Source organism: Alteromonas sp. BL110, from assembly GCF_003443615.1.
Lineage (GTDB): Bacteria > Pseudomonadota > Gammaproteobacteria > Enterobacterales > Alteromonadaceae > Alteromonas.
This window is the reverse complement of the sequence record NZ_CP031967.1, coordinates 2,437,736-2,454,842: the sequence shown is the minus strand read 5'-3', so window position 1 is coordinate 2,454,842 and position 17,107 is coordinate 2,437,736. Positions and strand designations below refer to the sequence as shown.

At 45.2% G+C, this 17,107-nt stretch carries 15 protein-coding genes; 2 read left to right on the top strand and 13 right to left on the bottom strand.

Annotated features, from left to right (window positions below; genetic code table 11):
• Positions 1–326: 326 nt before the first annotated feature.
• The 8 genes from D1814_RS10640 to rutA all read right to left on the bottom strand — a co-directional run bounded on the left by D1814_RS10640 (position 327) and on the right by rutA (position 9,005).
• Positions 327–2,645, bottom strand: coding sequence for a TonB-dependent receptor (locus D1814_RS10640; RefSeq protein ID WP_025253982.1), 2,319 nt, complete (start codon positions 2,643–2,645; stop codon positions 327–329).
• Positions 2,646–2,918: 273 nt separating this feature from the next.
• Positions 2,919–4,409 (bottom strand): CoA-acylating methylmalonate-semialdehyde dehydrogenase, encoded by a 1,491-nt coding sequence (locus tag D1814_RS10635; protein WP_118492069.1) that lies wholly within the window; start codon positions 4,407–4,409, stop codon positions 2,919–2,921.
• A 19-nt stretch (positions 4,410–4,428) separates the two neighbouring features.
• The gene (locus D1814_RS10630) at positions 4,429–4,959 is read right to left on the bottom strand and encodes a flavin reductase (RefSeq protein ID WP_025253980.1); all 531 of its coding nucleotides are present in this window, start codon (positions 4,957–4,959) and stop codon (positions 4,429–4,431) included.
• A 22-nt stretch (positions 4,960–4,981) separates the two neighbouring features.
• Positions 4,982–5,602, bottom strand: a complete 621-nt coding sequence (locus D1814_RS10625) for a malonic semialdehyde reductase (protein ID WP_118492066.1) — start codon at positions 5,600–5,602, stop codon at positions 4,982–4,984.
• A gap of 96 nt (positions 5,603–5,698) precedes the next feature.
• The gene (rutD, locus tag D1814_RS10620; RefSeq protein WP_205422061.1) at positions 5,699–6,535 is read right to left on the bottom strand and encodes a pyrimidine utilization protein D; all 837 of its coding nucleotides are present in this window, start codon (positions 6,533–6,535) and stop codon (positions 5,699–5,701) included.
• 58 nt (positions 6,536–6,593) lie between these two features.
• Positions 6,594–6,977: a pyrimidine utilization protein C gene (gene rutC, locus D1814_RS10615; protein ID WP_118492064.1), complete on the bottom strand. Its 384-nt coding sequence runs from the start codon at positions 6,975–6,977 to the stop codon at positions 6,594–6,596.
• Positions 6,978–7,185: 208 nt separating this feature from the next.
• On the bottom strand, positions 7,186–7,917 hold the full coding sequence (gene rutB / locus D1814_RS10610) for a pyrimidine utilization protein B (protein ID WP_025253976.1): 732 nt from the start codon (positions 7,915–7,917) through the stop codon (positions 7,186–7,188).
• Complete coding sequence (gene rutA, locus D1814_RS10605; protein ID WP_118492062.1) at positions 7,917–9,005, bottom strand: pyrimidine utilization protein A; 1,089 nt, start codon at positions 9,003–9,005, stop codon at positions 7,917–7,919. The genes rutB and rutA overlap by 1 nt, the downstream gene beginning before the upstream one ends.
• Positions 9,006–9,314: 309 nt before the next feature.
• Between rutA and rutR the strand changes: the two genes are divergently transcribed.
• Positions 9,315–9,986 (top strand): HTH-type transcriptional regulator RutR, encoded by a 672-nt coding sequence (gene rutR / locus D1814_RS10600; RefSeq protein ID WP_118492060.1) that lies wholly within the window; start codon positions 9,315–9,317, stop codon positions 9,984–9,986.
• 85 nt (positions 9,987–10,071) lie between these two features.
• Entirely contained in the window at positions 10,072–10,290 is a 219-nt protein-coding gene (locus tag D1814_RS10595; protein ID WP_118492058.1) for a VF530 family DNA-binding protein, read from the top strand.
• A gap of 82 nt (positions 10,291–10,372) precedes the next feature.
• Here the strand turns inward: D1814_RS10595 and D1814_RS10590 are convergent, their stop codons facing one another.
• The 5 genes from D1814_RS10590 to nqrM all read right to left on the bottom strand — a co-directional run bounded on the left by D1814_RS10590 (position 10,373) and on the right by nqrM (position 17,101).
• Positions 10,373–11,263, bottom strand: a complete 891-nt coding sequence (locus tag D1814_RS10590) for an MBL fold metallo-hydrolase (RefSeq protein ID WP_118492056.1) — start codon at positions 11,261–11,263, stop codon at positions 10,373–10,375.
• A 63-nt stretch (positions 11,264–11,326) separates the two neighbouring features.
• Positions 11,327–11,575: a DUF1653 domain-containing protein gene (locus D1814_RS10585; protein ID WP_118492054.1), complete on the bottom strand. Its 249-nt coding sequence runs from the start codon at positions 11,573–11,575 to the stop codon at positions 11,327–11,329.
• 50 nt (positions 11,576–11,625) lie between these two features.
• On the bottom strand, positions 11,626–12,699 hold the full coding sequence (dinB, locus tag D1814_RS10580; protein ID WP_118492052.1) for a DNA polymerase IV: 1,074 nt from the start codon (positions 12,697–12,699) through the stop codon (positions 11,626–11,628).
• A 276-nt stretch (positions 12,700–12,975) separates the two neighbouring features.
• Positions 12,976–16,560 carry an FG-GAP repeat domain-containing protein gene (locus tag D1814_RS10575; RefSeq protein WP_118492050.1) on the bottom strand — a complete coding sequence of 1,195 codons (3,585 nt, stop codon included), beginning with the start codon at positions 16,558–16,560 and terminating at the stop codon, positions 12,976–12,978.
• Positions 16,561–16,867: 307 nt separating this feature from the next.
• Complete coding sequence (nqrM, locus tag D1814_RS10570) at positions 16,868–17,101, bottom strand: (Na+)-NQR maturation NqrM (protein WP_014950791.1); 234 nt, start codon at positions 17,099–17,101, stop codon at positions 16,868–16,870.
• Positions 17,102–17,107 lie beyond the last annotated feature (6 nt).

Here is a 17,107-nt window from a genome sequence, read left to right as displayed (position 1 = left end):
AAAAACAGGGCTTTACGAAGCGTTACTGTTCACAAAATACTGAATATTTTGCAGGTTCTTCTGGTGCCATTTTTTGAAAAAATGCAGCATTGTTTTCAATTAGCGAAAACCCACTATTTAACACTAAATCGTTTATAATAGCGGAAGCAAAAATGCTGCCGCTTTGCACTTACCGATAACGCGACACCTAGATACCAATTTTTAAATTTCAGTATCTAGGTTAGCTATATATTTTGCGCTTTCGAGTAAGGGCCTTTTTGAGTAAGGCCGTTTTCGAGTAAAATTTAGGGTTTAAGTCAAGCGCCTGCCACGCCTAACTTACCGAACTAAAAACTTCGTCTTATTGTCACGCCATAAGTCCTAGGCTTGGCATAGGAAATTTGGCTGGTGCCGTAAAAACCTGACACGTCAAAACCTATTAGTTCGTGGTCAGAATCAAACAGATTATCTACGTAAGCGGCTAGGCTCCATTTGTCTTGCCCATCTACCCAAGTTAAGCGTGCATCGGCCGTAGCATAACTATCAATTTCATGAGCGGTAAAATTACGCGCATTGTGGAAAGTTTCAGATTGATAGTTTGCTGATAGCTGTGCAGCCATATTTCCTTCGAACGCATCCCAGTTGTACCTGAGCATGGCTGACGCTTGATATTCAGGAGTAAAGGGCGGCGTGGTATCTGCAAAGTAACCTGAAGCCACTTCTAAGTCCTCAACCACAGCGTCGGTATACGAGAAGTTCACCATTACATCTAAGCTATCAGTGGGCGTTAAGAACACTTCTAATTCCACACCACTAAACGAGGCTTCTTCATTCGTCACTACACCTGCATTGTTTACCCATGAAAACGACTGGTAATCGTTGTAGTCATAGTAGAAGACATTGGCATTAAACACGCCACTTCCCTGCATGAAGCTGTGTTTTAAGCCTGCCTCGTAAGAGGTCAACTCTTCAGGCTCATATAAACTAAAGCCGCCAGACAGCGGAGCATTAAAACTTCCCGCTTTTACGCCTTGGTTAATCCCAGCGTAGTACAAACTATTGCCGACACTGTATTCCAACTGAAGCTTAGCAGACCATAAATTTTGATCGTTACTTTGCACTAGCATTTCTAACGAAGACGTACTGGTGTCAATCTCAATTACTCGGTCATCGGTATTCTCGTTTTGATACACATTACCGATGAAGTCTTTATTCTCTCGGGTGTATCGAAGCCCGCCTACTAGCACTAAGTCATCGGTTAAGCTGTAGTCTACTTGCCCGAATACAGAGTAAGACTCGGTTTCAAGGGCCACCATGGTATTGTTTTCTTCACCGCCCAAATAAAAGGCTGTAGACGGCCCTGCCAAACCTTGACTGTAATCGGTGTCGATAGAAAGGTAATAAAGCCCCCCAACCCACTTTAAGTCTGCAGTTTCGCCTGAAAAACGAAACTCTTGGCTAAACTGCTCAATGGTGCTGTTAGACTGGAAGATAAGTTCAGGGGATGCCGTTTGGTCAGAATCAAGACCAACAGTACGCTTGAACTCTTTATAATCTGACATGGCAAAGAAATCGAAGCTTTCGAAGGCATAGTCTAACGTTGCCGCTAAGCCTTTTGACTTGATTTTGTTTTGATCATCAAAAGCAAAGTCTTTATTTACTTTATTACCCGACCCATCAGGGTCGAAGTTACCATTAAAATCCCCGCCTTGAACAGGGCGGAAAGGGTCGCCATTAAAATTACCATCTACGCACACGCCAGCCTGAATAGTGTCACAGCCAAGCGGGTCGTCGGCAGCGTAAATTACATCTATAACATTACCCTCGGCATCCTTAACCTCTGTGGTATTCACCACCTGATACGGGCCTTCACTTTTGGTGGTATCAGACCAATTACCGCTTACCAATAGTGAGCCTTCGTCCCCAATATCGAACAACAACTGAGCACGAAACGCTTTAGTATCGTCGTTATAGCCGTCTTCCCCACCACCTACTGACCCCAAGCGCGTATCGGGTGCTGCGCCGTCTTCGTAAATATTTTCGAGTATTTCACCTTGCTGGTTGGTAAACCCAGAAAAGCGACCATAAACGCCGTCTGCTATTTCCCCTGATATGGCCCCTTCAAAACGATATTGTTCGAAACTGGCTGCGGTAAACTCTGCATAGCCCTCTGTGTCGGCGGTGGGTTTTGCGGTAATGGTATTTACCAGTCCGCCTGTAGCGTTTCTGCCAAATAAGGTTCCCTGTGGACCTTTTAAAATTTCTATACGGGCTACATCAAATAATCCAAAGGTTTGCGCTTGGGTACTGGCTAAGTAGCCACCGTCTACGTAAACCGCCACCGGCGCTTCTGCCAAATCAGCGTAGTCGTTTTGCACCACGCCTCGAATATTGAAAATAGCGCGCTGCCCACCAATATCACCGGCTAACGACACACCTGGTGTAAACGCGATAAGCTCGGTACTGCTTTCAAGACCTAGTGCTTCAAGTTGCTCGCCTGAAAAGGCGGTGATAGCGATACCCACATCGCTTATATTCTCGTTACGCTTTTGCGCGGTAACTTCAATACTTTCCCAAACATTCTCTGCAGCAAAGGCCGCTGGCGCACTTAACGCCATCCCAACGGTTAACGCCAGCAGACGCTTGTGTGTGTTTAACGTATGCATGTTTTACTCTCGTTTATAGTTCTTTTTAACAAGCCTTGCGGCGGTGTTGTCCCGATATTTTTATAAGAGTAACTGTCGACGTGAACTGCTTATCGATTGCCACTGGGGGTGCAAACCTAAGGCAGGACTGGAGAGGAACTGCCAAAGGTTTGCGGGTTTAAATTGTTATAATTAATGGCGTAGCTTTTTGTACCTACCGCCAGTGAACATTTGCCGTTTTAGCTAAAGGCATCAATAAACTGGCAGCGTGTAATTGTTTATCACAGCGGTTAGTTAACTAGGAAATGAAAAGCTGACTCCTTCTCTAACACCACTTGAGGGCCAACGTTGTGTGATGGTTTTGCGCTTAGTATAAAAACGCACGCCGTCCGGACCGTATGCGTGAAGGTCGCCAAACAGTGAGCGCTTCCAACCACCAAAGCTGTGATAAGAAACAGGTACAGGCAAGGGAACGTTAATGCCCACCATGCCCACCTGAATATTGTCGGAGAAGTAACGCGCCGCTTCGCCGTCGCGGGTGAAAATGCAGGTGCCGTTGCCGTACTCATGCTCGTCAATAAGCTGCATGGCTTGCTCCATAGTTTCAACGCGCATTACCTGTAATACCGGGCCAAAAATTTCGGCCTTGTAACTGGTCATTTCCGGCGTAACTTTATCAATAAGTGTGGCACCTAGGAAAAAGCCAGTTTCGTAGCCCTCGACTGTGGGGCCTCGCCCGTCTACAACTACGTTAGCGCCTTGCTCAGCTGCACTTGTTATGAAGCCTTCTACTTTCTCTTTATGCTGCTGCGTGATCAGGGGGCCAAAATCATTAGATGCATCGTTAAATGCCCCTACTTTTAAGTCTTTCATCGCCGATTGCATTTTATCTACAATCTCATCAGCTATCTTGTCGCCCACGGCAACCACCACAGACAACGCCATACAGCGCTCCCCCGATGAGCCAAAGGCTGCGCCTAAAAGCTGATTAACCGCGTTATCAACGTCCGCATCAGGCATAACAATGGCGTGATTTTTCGCCCCGCCTAAGGCTTGGCATCGCTTGCCGTTTGTATTGGCCTTTGAATAGATATATTCGGCAATGGGCGTTGAACCTACAAAACTCACCGCTTTAATGCGCTCGTCATCAAGTATTTGATCAACTGCTTCTCTATCACCATTGATCACATTGAAGACACCGTCGGGTAACCCTGCTTCTTTCAGTAACTTTGCTAAGAAAATGGCGCAGCTTGGGTCTCGTTCTGAAGGCTTAAGTACAAATGTATTTCCGCATACAATGGCGAGCGGAAACATCCAAAGCGGCACCATAGCCGGAAAGTTAAATGGCGTGATTCCTGCCACCACACCAAGGGGCTGAAACTCGCTCCATGAATCTATACTTGGCCCCACATTTTTACTGTGTTCACCTTTAAGCAACTGCGGCGCGCCACAGGCAAATTCTACGTTCTCGATACCTCGCTGTAGTTCGCCCGCCGCGTCGTGGCTTATTTTTCCGTGCTCGGCGCCAATTAACGCAATAATTTCATCCGCATGCTCTTCAAGTAAGCTTTTGAACTTAAACATAACGCGAGCACGCTTACTTACCGGCGTATTTCGCCATTGTGGAAAAGCTTGTTGTGCGTTAACAATGGCTTCGTTTACCGTAGCTTTCGATGCCAGCAAAACCAGCTTCTCTGCTTCCCCCGTTGCCGGGTTATAAACATCTTGCATCCGCCCTTTGGGCGTACAGGTTTCACCGTTTATAAAATGGCCTACTACTTTCATTGGGTATCTAGTCCTTCAGTTATGCGTCTTTACACGCGCTGTGATATCCGCGCTGGTAATATAAAAGTGCGTCGGCTTCTTGGTCTTGTTTAATGTCTACTACTTGGCAAAAAAGCACATCGTGTGTAGCAACACTTTTTACATCTGTGATAATGCAATCAAAACTGACTGCGGCATCAAGTAGTTGAGGGCAGCCAGTGGCTGATTCGCCCCACTCACCAATTTCAAAGCGTTCACTCATAGGCGCTTTACCACCAAAAGTGTTTGAAATTGACTGGTGCTGCGAGGTTAGCGTGTTGATAACTAAATGCGTGCTGTTCTTAAATACCTGATGCACAGAAGCGCTGCGGTTTAAACACACCAGCAAGGTGGCTGGGCTGTCGCTTACGCTACACACTGCCGTCGCTGTAAAGCCAGCGCGCCCTTCTGGGCCAGTTGTTGTAACGACATTCACCGCTGCCGCTAAGCTAGACATGCCCTGTCGGTATTGCTCAGGCGTAACCGGGGGAAGCACTTCTGTTACTGCGTTTTTTATTGCTGTAATAGTCATACAAATATCCTTTGTGTTGGCGTTACAATATTTGACAAGCTTGCTCGAAGCTTAAGCGAGGCAAACGTTTGTGCACTTTCTTTCCATCGCCATAGCCAATGTTAAGTAAGAAGTTCACCTTCCACGTGCTATCAGAAAAGAATGTCTCGTTGAGTAATTTGGGGTTAAAGCCAGACATAGCACCGGCATCAAGACCTAATGCGCGCGCGGCACTAATTAAATAAGCCCCTTGCATTGAACTGTTTCGCATAGCGGTTTCAAATGCAGCTTCGGGGCTTGAGGTGAACCAGCTCTTAGCATCCGCATAAGGAAATAGCGTAGGTAATTCTTCATAGAATTCTTTATCGTAAGCCACGATAACCGTACAAGGTGCAGTCATGGTTTGCTCTACGTTACCGCTTGAAAGACAAGGCTTAAGTTTTTCTCGCCCCTCATCTGAGGTTATAAAAACAAATCTCGCCGGGCTGCAATTTGCTGATGTCGAGCCTACTTTCACCAAGTCATAAAGCTGCTTTAGCACCGCTTCATCTATCGTTTTATCGAGCCATGTAGTGTGCGTGTGCGCACCACTAAATAGCTGGGCTAGGCCACTTTCGCTAATGGGGCCTTTTGTTTCATATTCAGTTTTATCTGATACCGTCATTTCTATGTCTTTCCAGTTTTCAAATTGCTAGGCAGCGTCTTAGCCGCCTAGGTATTGTCTTGAGCGCATTGTTCTGAGGTGCTTACTTGTGAACAATTAAGCTATGCGCTGTAAGTATCCCAACACCAATTTATTAAATGTCTCAGGCACCGTAATACTCGATGCATGACCGCCATATTCCATTACCGATAGCTCTGCGTTAGGCATGGCATCAGCTAATATTTTTGAGCGCTGCCACGGAACCAGGGTGTCGTCTTTATTTGCCAGCGCTAACGTTGATGTAGAGATAGACGCTAGCTTGTCATCGATATCAAACGCGCTAAGAGCACCGATACGAGCTAGTAAGTTATCTACATCGGGAAAATGATTGATTAAATGTGCCTCTTCATCGTCTAAGTGCTGTGCATTAGCGGCTATCCAATCAGGCGGAAACAGCAGCAGCGCTTGGAGTTGTAGGTACATGTCTTTTCTATCCGCAGCCAGTAAGGCTTTGCGTATATCAAAGCAACGCAGGGTGTGCGGATTGGGGCTACTCCATGCATTTATTAGCACTAGGCTTTGCAGAAGGCTGGGCTGAGTTAACCCGAGTTCTAAGCCCACCAGCCCACCTAGTGCATGGCCAACAAAATGGCACTGCTCTACTTCCAGTTTTTTCAGCAGTGCAGCGAGTTCATTTGCCATATCAGAAATACTGTAGTTCGCTATCAAGTTACCTACACTTTTGTTAGTTCCAAGCTGGTCGTAAGTGATCACTCTGTAGTCTTGGGTAAAGTCAGCCAGTTGGGGGTGCCAAAACTTAGCTGCCCCGCCTAGCCCTGAACTGAAAACAACAGTTGGCGCGTCTGGCGATGTTAATCCGTGAATTTCGTAGTGCATGTCGTGATGCATTCCCTTGTGCGTATCAACTTCGCTTGTCTGCACGTTAGAAGGCATAAAGCTCACCTACATAAAACCAATGGGCACAATTAATGGGAAGTCCAAACATAACCGCTTACCCAATGTGCGCTGTAGAGGCTATTTCAATTAAGGCTTCAGGCTTAACCAGCCCAACCTTAATGCAATAACGTGCGGGCTTTTCACCTGGGAAGTATTCGGCGTAAACTTTGTTTACCGCGGCGTAATCGTCCCAATCGGTAATAAAAATTGAGTTGAAGGTGACGTCATCCATAGTGCCACCCGCTTCTTCAATAACGCTTTTAATGGTCTCTAAAACATGGCGAGTCTGCGCTTCGGCATCACCTACATGCACTACGTTATTGTTTTCGTCAAACGGTAGGGTACCGGACACGTACAAAATATTGTCCGCCATAGAGCCTGGAACAAAAGGGGCGATTGGCGTTGACGTACCCGCTGGAATAATGGCTTTCTTTGGCATAATTACATTCCTCATTCTTTGCGCTATTTACACAGTGCTCTTTGTACTGCTTTAGCTAACTCGTTTTATTAAGGCGTTACTGCTTGCCCTTTATTTTTCTGTTATCGCTTTTTTAAGTGTTCTTTCCCATCTTTGAAGCGCCGCTAAGGGTTTAAGCTATGTGAGTTTTCGCTCTACGCACTGCGAACTCAGGTCCGGACCTTTAAAACTAAGAAGACTTAAACACTTCACAAAATTGCGCCGTGGTAGACACCCAACCAAAAAACGTCTGGATATTAAAAAGAGACGCTTCATGAATCTCTGGCGGACCAGCTTGATAAGCGGCGTCAGCGAGCACCACCCCAAAATATTCCAGATGGAAGCCGTCGCGCAGCGTGGATTCCACACACACATTGGTGGCAATGCCGGTAAACACTATGTTGCGTATGCCGCGGGCCCGCAGCATGCTGTCTAAATTGGTGTTATAAAAACCGCTATAGCGGGTTTTAGGGATAACGATATCGCCGGCTTGAGGCTTTAGTGCGTCTACAAGCGCGTAGTCCCAAGTGCCTTTGGCAAGCAAACTCCCCTTCAACTCGGGCTGTTTGCGCATGGTTTTAAGGGCGTTAGACTTATACCAGTTTGGTGATCCAGGTCCTCCCGCCTCTTTGTAGTCGGCATCCCATCCATTTTGTAAAAACACCACCGGCATGCCTGCAGCGCGTGCAGTTTCCAGTACCTTAACGGTATTCTCAATAACAGGCGCGGTGGTAGATACGTCAAAACCCGCTTTGTCTAAGTAACCGTTTTTACTGGCATACGCGTTTTGCAAATCCACAACTATCACGGCGGTTTCAGCAGGGTTTAAGGTTAAGGGCTCAGGTTTGGCAGGCAGCACTGGCTGTCCTGATTGACGCGCTTGAAAGCACCCTGACACTTCAAATACTTCACCGGCAGACATTAGGCTGCTCCCGATGTTTCAAGTAGATGCTGACGTGATTTCATTAACGGCTGAATTTTAGTGCCGAAATCATCCATACCTTTAAGGAAGTCATCAAAGGTCAGCAATACCCCTTCACAGCCTGGAACCGTCGCGATTTCATCTAGCATAGAAGCGACTGACTCGTAAGAGCCTACTAGCGTACCCATATTTAGGTTTACTGCTGAGGTTGGATTGGTCATATCGCGAATGTTGGTGTCTTTACCTGACTTTTTGTCAGCCGCGCCCTGCGTTGCCATCCAATCTAACGCTGACTGATCTTTACCGTCTTTATAACTTTCCCATTTAGCCATAGCTGCTTCGTCGGTTTCATCAGCAATGACCATGATAAGTACCGCAGAGCCTACGCTGCGACCGTGCTTTTCAGCCGCTTCGGTCAAGCGCGCAGCGGTTGGAGCAAATGCGGTAGGTGTATTCACACCTTTACCAAAACAGAAGTTATAGTCGGCGTGACGGGCCGAGAAATCCATGCCCGCGGCACTTTGCCCAGCACAAATAAGCGGTATTTTACGCTGTGGTTTAGGTAGCATACGGCAGTCATCCATTTGGAAATGCTCGCCTTTAAAATCACTTTTCCCTGTTTCCCACAGCTCTTTTACTACTTTGATGTACTCATCTAAATATTCGTAGCGGTTACCGAAAAATTCATCGCCCGGCCACATGCCCATTTGCGAATATTCAGGGCGTTGCCAGCCAGTAACCAAGTTGACCCCAAAACGACCGTTGGAAATAGAATCGATAGTACTTGCCATACGCGCCATGATCGCTGGTGGCAAGACTAACGTTGCGGCTGTGGCATACAGCTGTATTTTTGAGGTAACAGCGGCAAGACCAGCCATCAACGTAAACGACTCTAAGTTGTAATCCCAAAATTCTGTTTCACCACCAAAGCCGCGCAACTTGATCATAGAGAGCGCGAAGTCCATATCGTACTTTTCTGCCTTCATTACAATCTCTTTGTTGAGATCGAACGATGGTTTGAACTGAGGCGAATTTTTAGAAATTAACCAGCCGTTGTTACCAATCGGAATAAATACACCTATATCCATGTTGTTCCCTCTGCTTGTCTGCGTTTTAAGCGGTTTACCCCGCTTTTTTTAAGGTTGCCGAATTCAAGACATTGAAGTGGCGGTATACATAGTGAACAGCATAAAGCAGGCCAATTTATTTATTTGTTAATTTTCAAAAGCTTACAGGATACGCAATTTGAAATTAGACCCATTGGTTCAATTTGGAACATCCAGTCCAGTGCAACTGAACTTAATTGGTGCATATTTGTGCAAATGGGTTTATTGGTTAGAAAACTGCGCGTAAACTATGCGCCAGATTGCAGAAATCCGGTTAAGAAGAATTGAGTAGTGAGTAAATCTGAAGACCAACTAAGTACAAAAACAGCAAGAGCTTTTAGCCCTACAACCCAAAAGCGGCGAGAAAAAGCACTTTTAGAAAAGCGCACCCGTATTATGGATGCAGCGCTATCACTATTTGCAAAGAACGGCGTAAGCGGTACTACGGTAGAGCAGGTATCGGAATTAGCGAATGTCTCAAAGAGTAACTTACTGTATTACTTTAAAAGTAAAGACGGCCTTTACCTATCGGTTATCACTCACCTATTAGATGTGTGGCTGACGCCACTGCAAAGCTTTTCTGCAGAACAAGAACCCATAGCCACATTAAGTGAATACATAAAAGTAAAACTTGAAATGTCGAGAGACAACCCAGCCGAATCAAAGCTTTTTTGTATGGAAGTGGTACAAGGTGCACCGCTTTTAATAAAGGAATTAGAAACGCCACTGAAAGCCTTGCTGGATGCAAAAAGCGCCGTGATTAATGCGTGGATTGAAGCCGGCAAATTAAAACCTGTCGATCCCATACACTTAATTTTTAGCATTTGGGCTATTACGCAGCACTACGCAGATTTCAGCGTTCAGATTAAAGCGGTCACAGGTAAAGATTTAAGCGATCCCGTCTTCTTCGATAGTACGCTTAGTAACATTCAGCATATTATTTTAGATGGGCTAAAGCCTTAAAGAGGAATGGGGTCAGAGTAATGACTCTGACCCCATTGTTTGTGGTAAACTAAAACATAAAGTAAATGCAAATTAGTGGCACATTATGGACCAACAACCCAACAATCCCCTACACGGCTTAACGCTTGAAAAAATTGTGTCACAGCTTCATGAGCGCTACGGCTGGGACGGGTTGTATTACCGCATAAGAGTGAACTGCTTTAACAACGACCCTTCAATTAAGTCGTCACTTAAGTTTCTTAGAAAGACTCAGTGGGCACGAGATAAAGTAGAGCAGCTATATATTCAAACATTTAGTGAGTAGTCACTGATAAAGCCGCGTTTAACAATGCGCCATATTTTATTGGGGGTCAGAGTCCTGACTCTGACCCCACTGTTATTTTTTGCTAGGCGTCTTTGTAGAGTGTAGCTATCCACTTTTCTTCAGTAATAAAATTCCAGCTCCAGTCGGCCCACTTTTCATCTAGGCCCATCGCTTTTACTTCATCAAGGGTTTTGCCGTCTTGCTTAAGCGACTTAACATAGTTAAAAGTTTCGCTGATCATAGCTAAAAACGCGGAGTATTCTTGCTTGTTACTAATGCCGCCGTGGCCTGGAATGATAACCGTCTCGTCATCTATTTTAGCTAGCAACTGCTCTACCGATTCCATATAGCCTTCTACATTGCCACCTGCACCTTGGTCAATGTAGGGAAAACGACCATTAAAGAACAAGTCGCCCGTGTGCATGACGTTGGGTTGCTCGAACCACACTACGCTATCGCCGTCGGTGTGCCCTACCGCTAAATGCATTACATGTAGGGTTTCGCCATTAAAGTGAATTTTTATTCCATCTTCATAGGTAATGGTTGGCAGGGCTTCCGGCTTTATCTTCTCATCATTTGCTAGGCGAACACGTACATTTTCATGGGCCAGAATGGTCGCGCCTTTGTGACTGTGAAAAAATGCATTTGAGCCTGTGTGGTCGCCGTGATAATGCGTGTTTATTACATATTTAGGCTTGTCGCTGCCTAGTTCACCAAGCTGCGCCGCTATCTTTTCCGCCAGTGGCGCAAATTGATCGTCGATGATAAGAACACCATCTTCCCCAGCAGATACACCAATGTTCCCACCTGCACCTGTAAGCATGTGCACTGAGCCTTTAATCGCTGTAGCTTTAACTTCGACATCGGCAAATCTGTCTTGTGCATTCGCGGGATGAACCGCTGAATAAATTAAAGGGCTCGCAGCTAAGAACGCTGCCATAATAGGTGCGCTAAAACGAGAGGCAGTTTTCATTATTATTTCCTTGTAAGAAGTCTGTTTAAATAAGACCTCTTACACTATGACCTAATTTCACAATTAGATCATTTTTTCGTCATTAGGGATATCTCCCACATAAGCAAAGCGAGGGAGTGTCTCTCCGTCTTTTTCCACTGACTCTAAAAACATATCCAGAGGGCGAACCCATAACGCCTTTTCGCCATAACACGGCCGATATACCACTAGCTTGCTTTCGTCTTCTGAGTGGGTGGCGACTTCGTAAACATCGTATAAATTGCCTTTATAATGCTTGTAACGACCAGGAGTTTTAAGTTGTCTTGAGTCCATAGTGACCTTTAAGATAAGTGTTACGTTAGAGAATAGGGCACTAGTGTTAATTAAATCGGCTCAAAAGGCAAAAGCAGCTGTTGTGTTGATTGGTCGGCGGCGAGGCCTATATGCACGCCGACAAGACGGATGCCACGCCCTGTTGCTCGCTCAAAAGCTTCCTGCATTAATGTATGAAAATAAGCTTCATCTAGCGTGGCACAGCGATGCTCAACAGTGGTTAGCTGAAAGTCGTTAAACTTAAGCTTTACGCCTTGGGTGCGAATACGCACAGGCTTGCCCGTCCGCTTCTTATGGTTTTCCATTCGTTCCTGAAGCTTTTCAAACAAATGGGGCAAAAAGTCGATACATTGCTCGATAGTATGAATATCTTCGCTTAGCGTACGCTCTACGCCTATAGACTTGCGCTCTCGAGATACCGATAGTTCACGCTCATCAATACCGTGAGCTCGCTCCCACAGTACACTACCGAACTTACCCAGTTCTTTTTGAATGCGTTCGAAAGGATACTGGCGAACATCGTTACACGTATTAAGCCCCATGCGCTGAAGCTTTTGCATGGTAACTTTGCCCACGCCTGGAATTTTCTTTAGCGGCATTTCGCGTACAAACTCATCAAGTTTGTCGGGCGTGATCACGCAAATACCGTCAGGCTTGTTTTCATCGCTGGCTACTTTTGCCACGAATTTGCAGGGCGCGACCCCTGCTGAAGCGGTAAGACCTAACTCGCTTTCAATACGAGCACGTATTTCCTCAGCTATTAACGTAGCGCTCCCACCACAAAATTCACTGTTAGTGACATCCAGATAGGCTTCATCTAACGATAGGGGTTCAATAAGGTCGGTATAGTCTGCAAAAATCTTACGTATTTTTTGCGACTCAGCGGCATACACCTCCATACGCCCTTTTACTAGCGTGAGATTTGGACATAACTTTAGGGCATAGGCTGTTGCCATAGCCGAGCGCACACCAAATTTGCGAGCAGGATAATTACAGGTTGAGATAACACCGCGACGGTCGGCACTGCCGCCAATAGCAATGGGAATATTGCGCAAAGCTGGGTTGTCGCGCATTTCAACTGCGGCGTAAAAACAATCCATGTCGACGTGGATAATTTTTCGCATTACCTGCCTTTGCTCTTAACGTGCTCACACGCAACTGTACAAAAAGACAGTATATTATCAATAGCGCTTAATTACACTACCTCGTTTTGATTATTAACGAGATTGATTGGTCCCCACTCTTTTGCTTGAATGGCTCAAGTTGAAACGAGTGTTTTTTTACAGAACGTTGCCAGAATTAAAATACTAAACAAAAAGCGGCGAACACCAACATTGATGTGTCGCCGCTCAATTATGTAAACGCCAAAACAAATATCAAAATTGTCCCAGCAGTTTTACTTAATTCACTCGACCTAACCAGTACATTACTCGAGATGTTGCCATCATCACTTCTAGGCTTCCCTCAGCAGACTTTCTCGCGTGTAGAGAGTAGCTGCGGGCCGGACCAATCAACGCAGGGCTTTTCCAAATACTGATGCCTTCAACCGTCATTTCGCTGAGTTCAGAAGCACCGTAGTGACTCCAATCATCCTCACGCGCCGTTGTCACAAGAAGTGTCTGTTCAGTAGCGGTTACTGGATTAGCTACCATGTCTACAATAACCTTACTCACCGAAACGTCTGATGTCTTAGTCAAACTAGTATCAGTTACATCAAATATAACCAGTGATTGGTTCTGATTGTTATAACAGGCCAGTTCAGCGGCAGCGTCACTATCAGCATTAATAAAGGCAAGGCGCGCGCAAGAAATATCGGCGCTTGCCTGAATAGAGAAACCTGATGTTGTTGGCTTGAGTAATTGCGTTATGTCGTCGCCTTGAGAAAGCGCCACATACACGTTGCCATTCATAGCGACAATATCAAAATCACGGAAATATTGAGGCATGGTGTAAGTGGCCAACATAACTTGATTGTTCACGTCGACCGCTTTTAGTGTGCGACCATCAACATACACTGCATCATCGAAACCATCGTTATTGAAGTCGAATGCCTTGATAACTGAAACGTCGTTCGAATAATCGCCTGTAATCTCGTATTGAATAGAGAAATCATTTAATCGCATTGCGGCGAAGGCGCCATCATAGGTTTCTGCACTAGGTAGGAATAAATCACCAGCACCGTCATTGTTGTAATCGGTAGTTACAGCAATACTAGAATCATCCCAGTTAGAAGAAATCTCTTCACTAGTAATGTAATTCCCTGAGTTCTCCATTAGTAAGACCTTGGAGCCGTCATAGCCGCTTCCCGTGCTTGGCACGAAGAACACAGCGCGTTCGTCACCAGGATACAAATCTGCCCATCCAGCCGCGTTAAAGCTGTCTAGTTGATGTGTGGTTGCCGTCGTTTTTATTGTTGCAGAAGTGGCTGTGACATCTGCCGTTACGAGTAAATCTTCACCAGAAGAAGTGGTGCCAGTGCCCCATAACAGTTCGTTAAGGCCATCATTGTCGGCATCGCCAAGGGTCAGCGAGGTTGAACCGTGATCAACCATATCAACGCTAAATACTGACGTGAGCGTATTATTAGACAGCTTCATGGCGTGGACGTTGCCCCATTGGCAGTCCCCTACAAGCAATACAGGATTACTATCGTCAGTCAGTTTTCCTGCGCTAATGTCGCAAGTATTAAAATTCTCAACACTCGTAATTTGAGACTTGTCTTGTGCTGAGTATACATAGATGTAAGACCAACTGTCAGCTCCTACAATTTCATCAATACCGTCGCCATTTATATCGGCAACGGCAATGTGATGACTACCAAATCCTGAGTTCAAAAACCACTGGTTTTCACCAGTATCAAGGTCATAAACCAAACCAGAGTTGGTAACCAGTTCTAACTGAGCGTCGGAATCTACATTACCCAGAGCAATTTCATAGGTATTTTCAGCGGTAAACGTAAATAAAGGTGATTCTGGCGAATTAAGATCTACCACCACAATATCATTGGCATCGCCGTAATCACGTGATGAATATAGGTAGGCCAATTCATCGTCACCATCATTGTCTATGTCTCCTAGAACAGCACTATGTATGAAATTGTCGGTGGTAAAAAGCGTTGTGGCCGCTTCGTCAATATCGGTAACTATAGATACGCCGTGTTCAGATATCACTAAAATATCGGGGTAATCGTCGTTATCAAAATCGGTACTGAGAACTTGTTTTACTGTTTCACCGTGCTCGATTTTGTAGGGGTACATCCAAGTTTGGTTGTAGCTGCCGTTTTGATAAGACAGTAAAAACACGCGATTTGCAGAATCGGTGGAGAGAACTTCATTGTCGCCGTCGTGGTCGAAATCACCCACTACCATTGAATTGTTCATCTTAGGCACTTCAATACCCGAGCGAGCTAACTCTTGAACCTCATTATTAGTCACTGAGACATCAGTTTTGACTACTTCAGCACCGTCTTCGCCAGTTGAAAAACCAAATTCGTAAAGTTGGGTTTTAAACAACTGATTACTCGGCGCTTGCCATGAAATCAATCCATCTTCGTTAATGGTAGCGCCTGCAGGCGCTGACACTAAAGTAGGAGCACCTTGATTGTCGCCAAGATCAGGGTCAGACACAATTGCTCTGAATTCGATATATTCTCCAGGAGACACTGACTCTGGTAAATTCTCAAAAGCTACTTGTGCTGGTGCATCCGACAGAGTAATTGAAGTGCGATCTGACTCTACAGTGTTAGCGCTATCAGAGACGACCATAGACACTTCTACTACATCGTTAAATACAGCGCGGTAGGCTGGAAAGGTATCTCCAGTAACGTCTTCTACTAAAACACCGTTGAGATACCAGCGATAACTAAAGGATAAATCTTCGTAATCTGTATCGCTATCATTATAATAGCCAGGGCTGACAGTAATGGGGGTCGTCGTGTCCACGTTGTCCCAGGTATAAAAATCAGGTGCATAGACAGTGGGTGGCATGGACATGGCAGCAATAGCGACAAGTGATCTGTCTGCAAGGTTACCACTAATTAAATCATGGGCACCAATTATAAATGTACCTAGGTCGTAGGTACCGTCGTTATCTGTATCTTCTAAATAACGAATAGTGCTTTGTTCGAAAAGTAAGGTTGCAGTTTTATCACCCGCTATCACTACTTCGCCATCGTACATGTATGGCCATAAATACTCAGGGGCCTCTGCTTCGACAGCTAGTTTACCTTTAGAGCCAACATAGAAGTCTAATTCAGCATGGTTAAGGCTTTCATTGGGTGAATCAGATATGTCGTAATCCCCCGTTAATTTATATTGCTCTGCGCCAATAGTGAACGCCACATGTTGGCTGGTATCTACGTGATAGCTACCGTTAGTTTCATTGAAGCCTTCATCAATTGAGACAACGCCAGACAGCGTGTGAGGTACACCTTCGATAGTCCATGTCAGACTGTCGAAATACATACTGTATTTCACAGCGCTATCTGACACGCTTTCAATGGCAATAGCCGTCGACCCAGAAATAGCAACGCCATTGCTATACAACCAACAGTTTTGGTAATTCATGGCGATGGTACCTGTCAAGGTATCGGATACTTTGCCGTCATAAGCAACACTACCGCCTTGATCACAGGTATAGGTTTTCTTAATCGAGCCACCGTTCACATCATTAGAAAAGTCCTGTTCTGCCAGTTCTGGGACTGTCATAACTGAATCATTAAACAATAAATTGAAGGCTTCTTGGACCAGTTCTATATCTACTTCCGCATTAACTGTTTCGCCTTGATATTGGGCATTTGCAATTGCCTTGGCTGCAGTGTTAAGGCGTGATGGGGTGTAGTCTTTCGCGTTTAAGATGATGGATGATGACGAAACCGGAGTGGAACCTCCGTTATCCGACACATCAGAGTCCGAACCTCCGCCGCCACATGCGGCTAGGGATAACGCGATTATACTGATGGTCCCGAGGCGTACACTGCGTGTCATAACTCTTCCTTGATGTTTTATTATTGGTATTGGTATTTTATGAGACGTAAATTTAACCTAAATACAAATGTGGAGCAACGAAATATGGGTTGAGCTATCAAAGTTCTAAAATATAAACGCCTGTTCATGGCTTGTTTGTAAAGATAACGTTCCCTTTAACTGTTTCGCCCATGAAGCATCCCCGACAAGTTACATTAAGTTAGCTGTCCAGATTCGGTGTAAAATGTCCATCTAACAGATACAAAAAAGCGCTGTTGATTAGCATCAAACAGCGCTTTTATAACTTAAGCCAACGAGAGATTAAGCATTACAAAATTTGGTTTTGCTTCCACTCGTTTAACTTTTTCTGGCGGGCTTCTTCTTTTTCCATACGTGACTTTTTACGATCACACGGTTCTGGACAATCACAGGCTTTTTCAATACCTAGTGCACCTAAGCCACCACAGCTTCCAGAGATTGATTTTTTCTGAAATAGGTAACCAACGGCCATAGCCAGCACCATTGTTAGAAAGAAACCAAAAGCAAGAATGAATGTAGACATAGCTAC

Coding starts and splice junctions, on each gene's coding strand:
- D1814_RS10585 (WP_118492054.1), bottom strand. CDS start 11,575: ATGGACTCAAGACAACTTAAAACTCCTGGTCGTTACAAGCATTATAAA.
- dinB (WP_118492052.1), bottom strand. CDS start 12,699: ATGCGAAAAATTATCCACGTCGACATGGATTGTTTTTACGCCGCAGTT.
- D1814_RS10590 (WP_118492056.1), bottom strand. CDS start 11,263: ATGAAAACTGCCTCTCGTTTTAGCGCACCTATTATGGCAGCGTTCTTA.
- D1814_RS10625 (WP_118492066.1), bottom strand. CDS start 5,602: ATGACGGTATCAGATAAAACTGAATATGAAACAAAAGGCCCCATTAGC.
- D1814_RS10640 (WP_025253982.1), bottom strand. CDS start 2,645: ATGCATACGTTAAACACACACAAGCGTCTGCTGGCGTTAACCGTTGGG.
- D1814_RS10595 (WP_118492058.1), top strand. CDS start 10,072: ATGGACCAACAACCCAACAATCCCCTACACGGCTTAACGCTTGAAAAA.
- rutA (WP_118492062.1), bottom strand. CDS start 9,005: ATGGATATAGGTGTATTTATTCCGATTGGTAACAACGGCTGGTTAATT.
- rutC (WP_118492064.1), bottom strand. CDS start 6,977: ATGCCAAAGAAAGCCATTATTCCAGCGGGTACGTCAACGCCAATCGCC.
- D1814_RS10635 (WP_118492069.1), bottom strand. CDS start 4,409: ATGAAAGTAGTAGGCCATTTTATAAACGGTGAAACCTGTACGCCCAAA.
- D1814_RS10575 (WP_118492050.1), bottom strand. CDS start 16,560: ATGACACGCAGTGTACGCCTCGGGACCATCAGTATAATCGCGTTATCC.
- D1814_RS10630 (WP_025253980.1), bottom strand. CDS start 4,959: ATGACTATTACAGCAATAAAAAACGCAGTAACAGAAGTGCTTCCCCCG.
- rutD (WP_205422061.1), bottom strand. CDS start 6,535: ATGCCTTCTAACGTGCAGACAAGCGAAGTTGATACGCACAAGGGAATG.
- nqrM (WP_014950791.1), bottom strand. CDS start 17,101: ATGTCTACATTCATTCTTGCTTTTGGTTTCTTTCTAACAATGGTGCTG.
- rutB (WP_025253976.1), bottom strand. CDS start 7,917: ATGTCTGCCGGTGAAGTATTTGAAGTGTCAGGGTGCTTTCAAGCGCGT.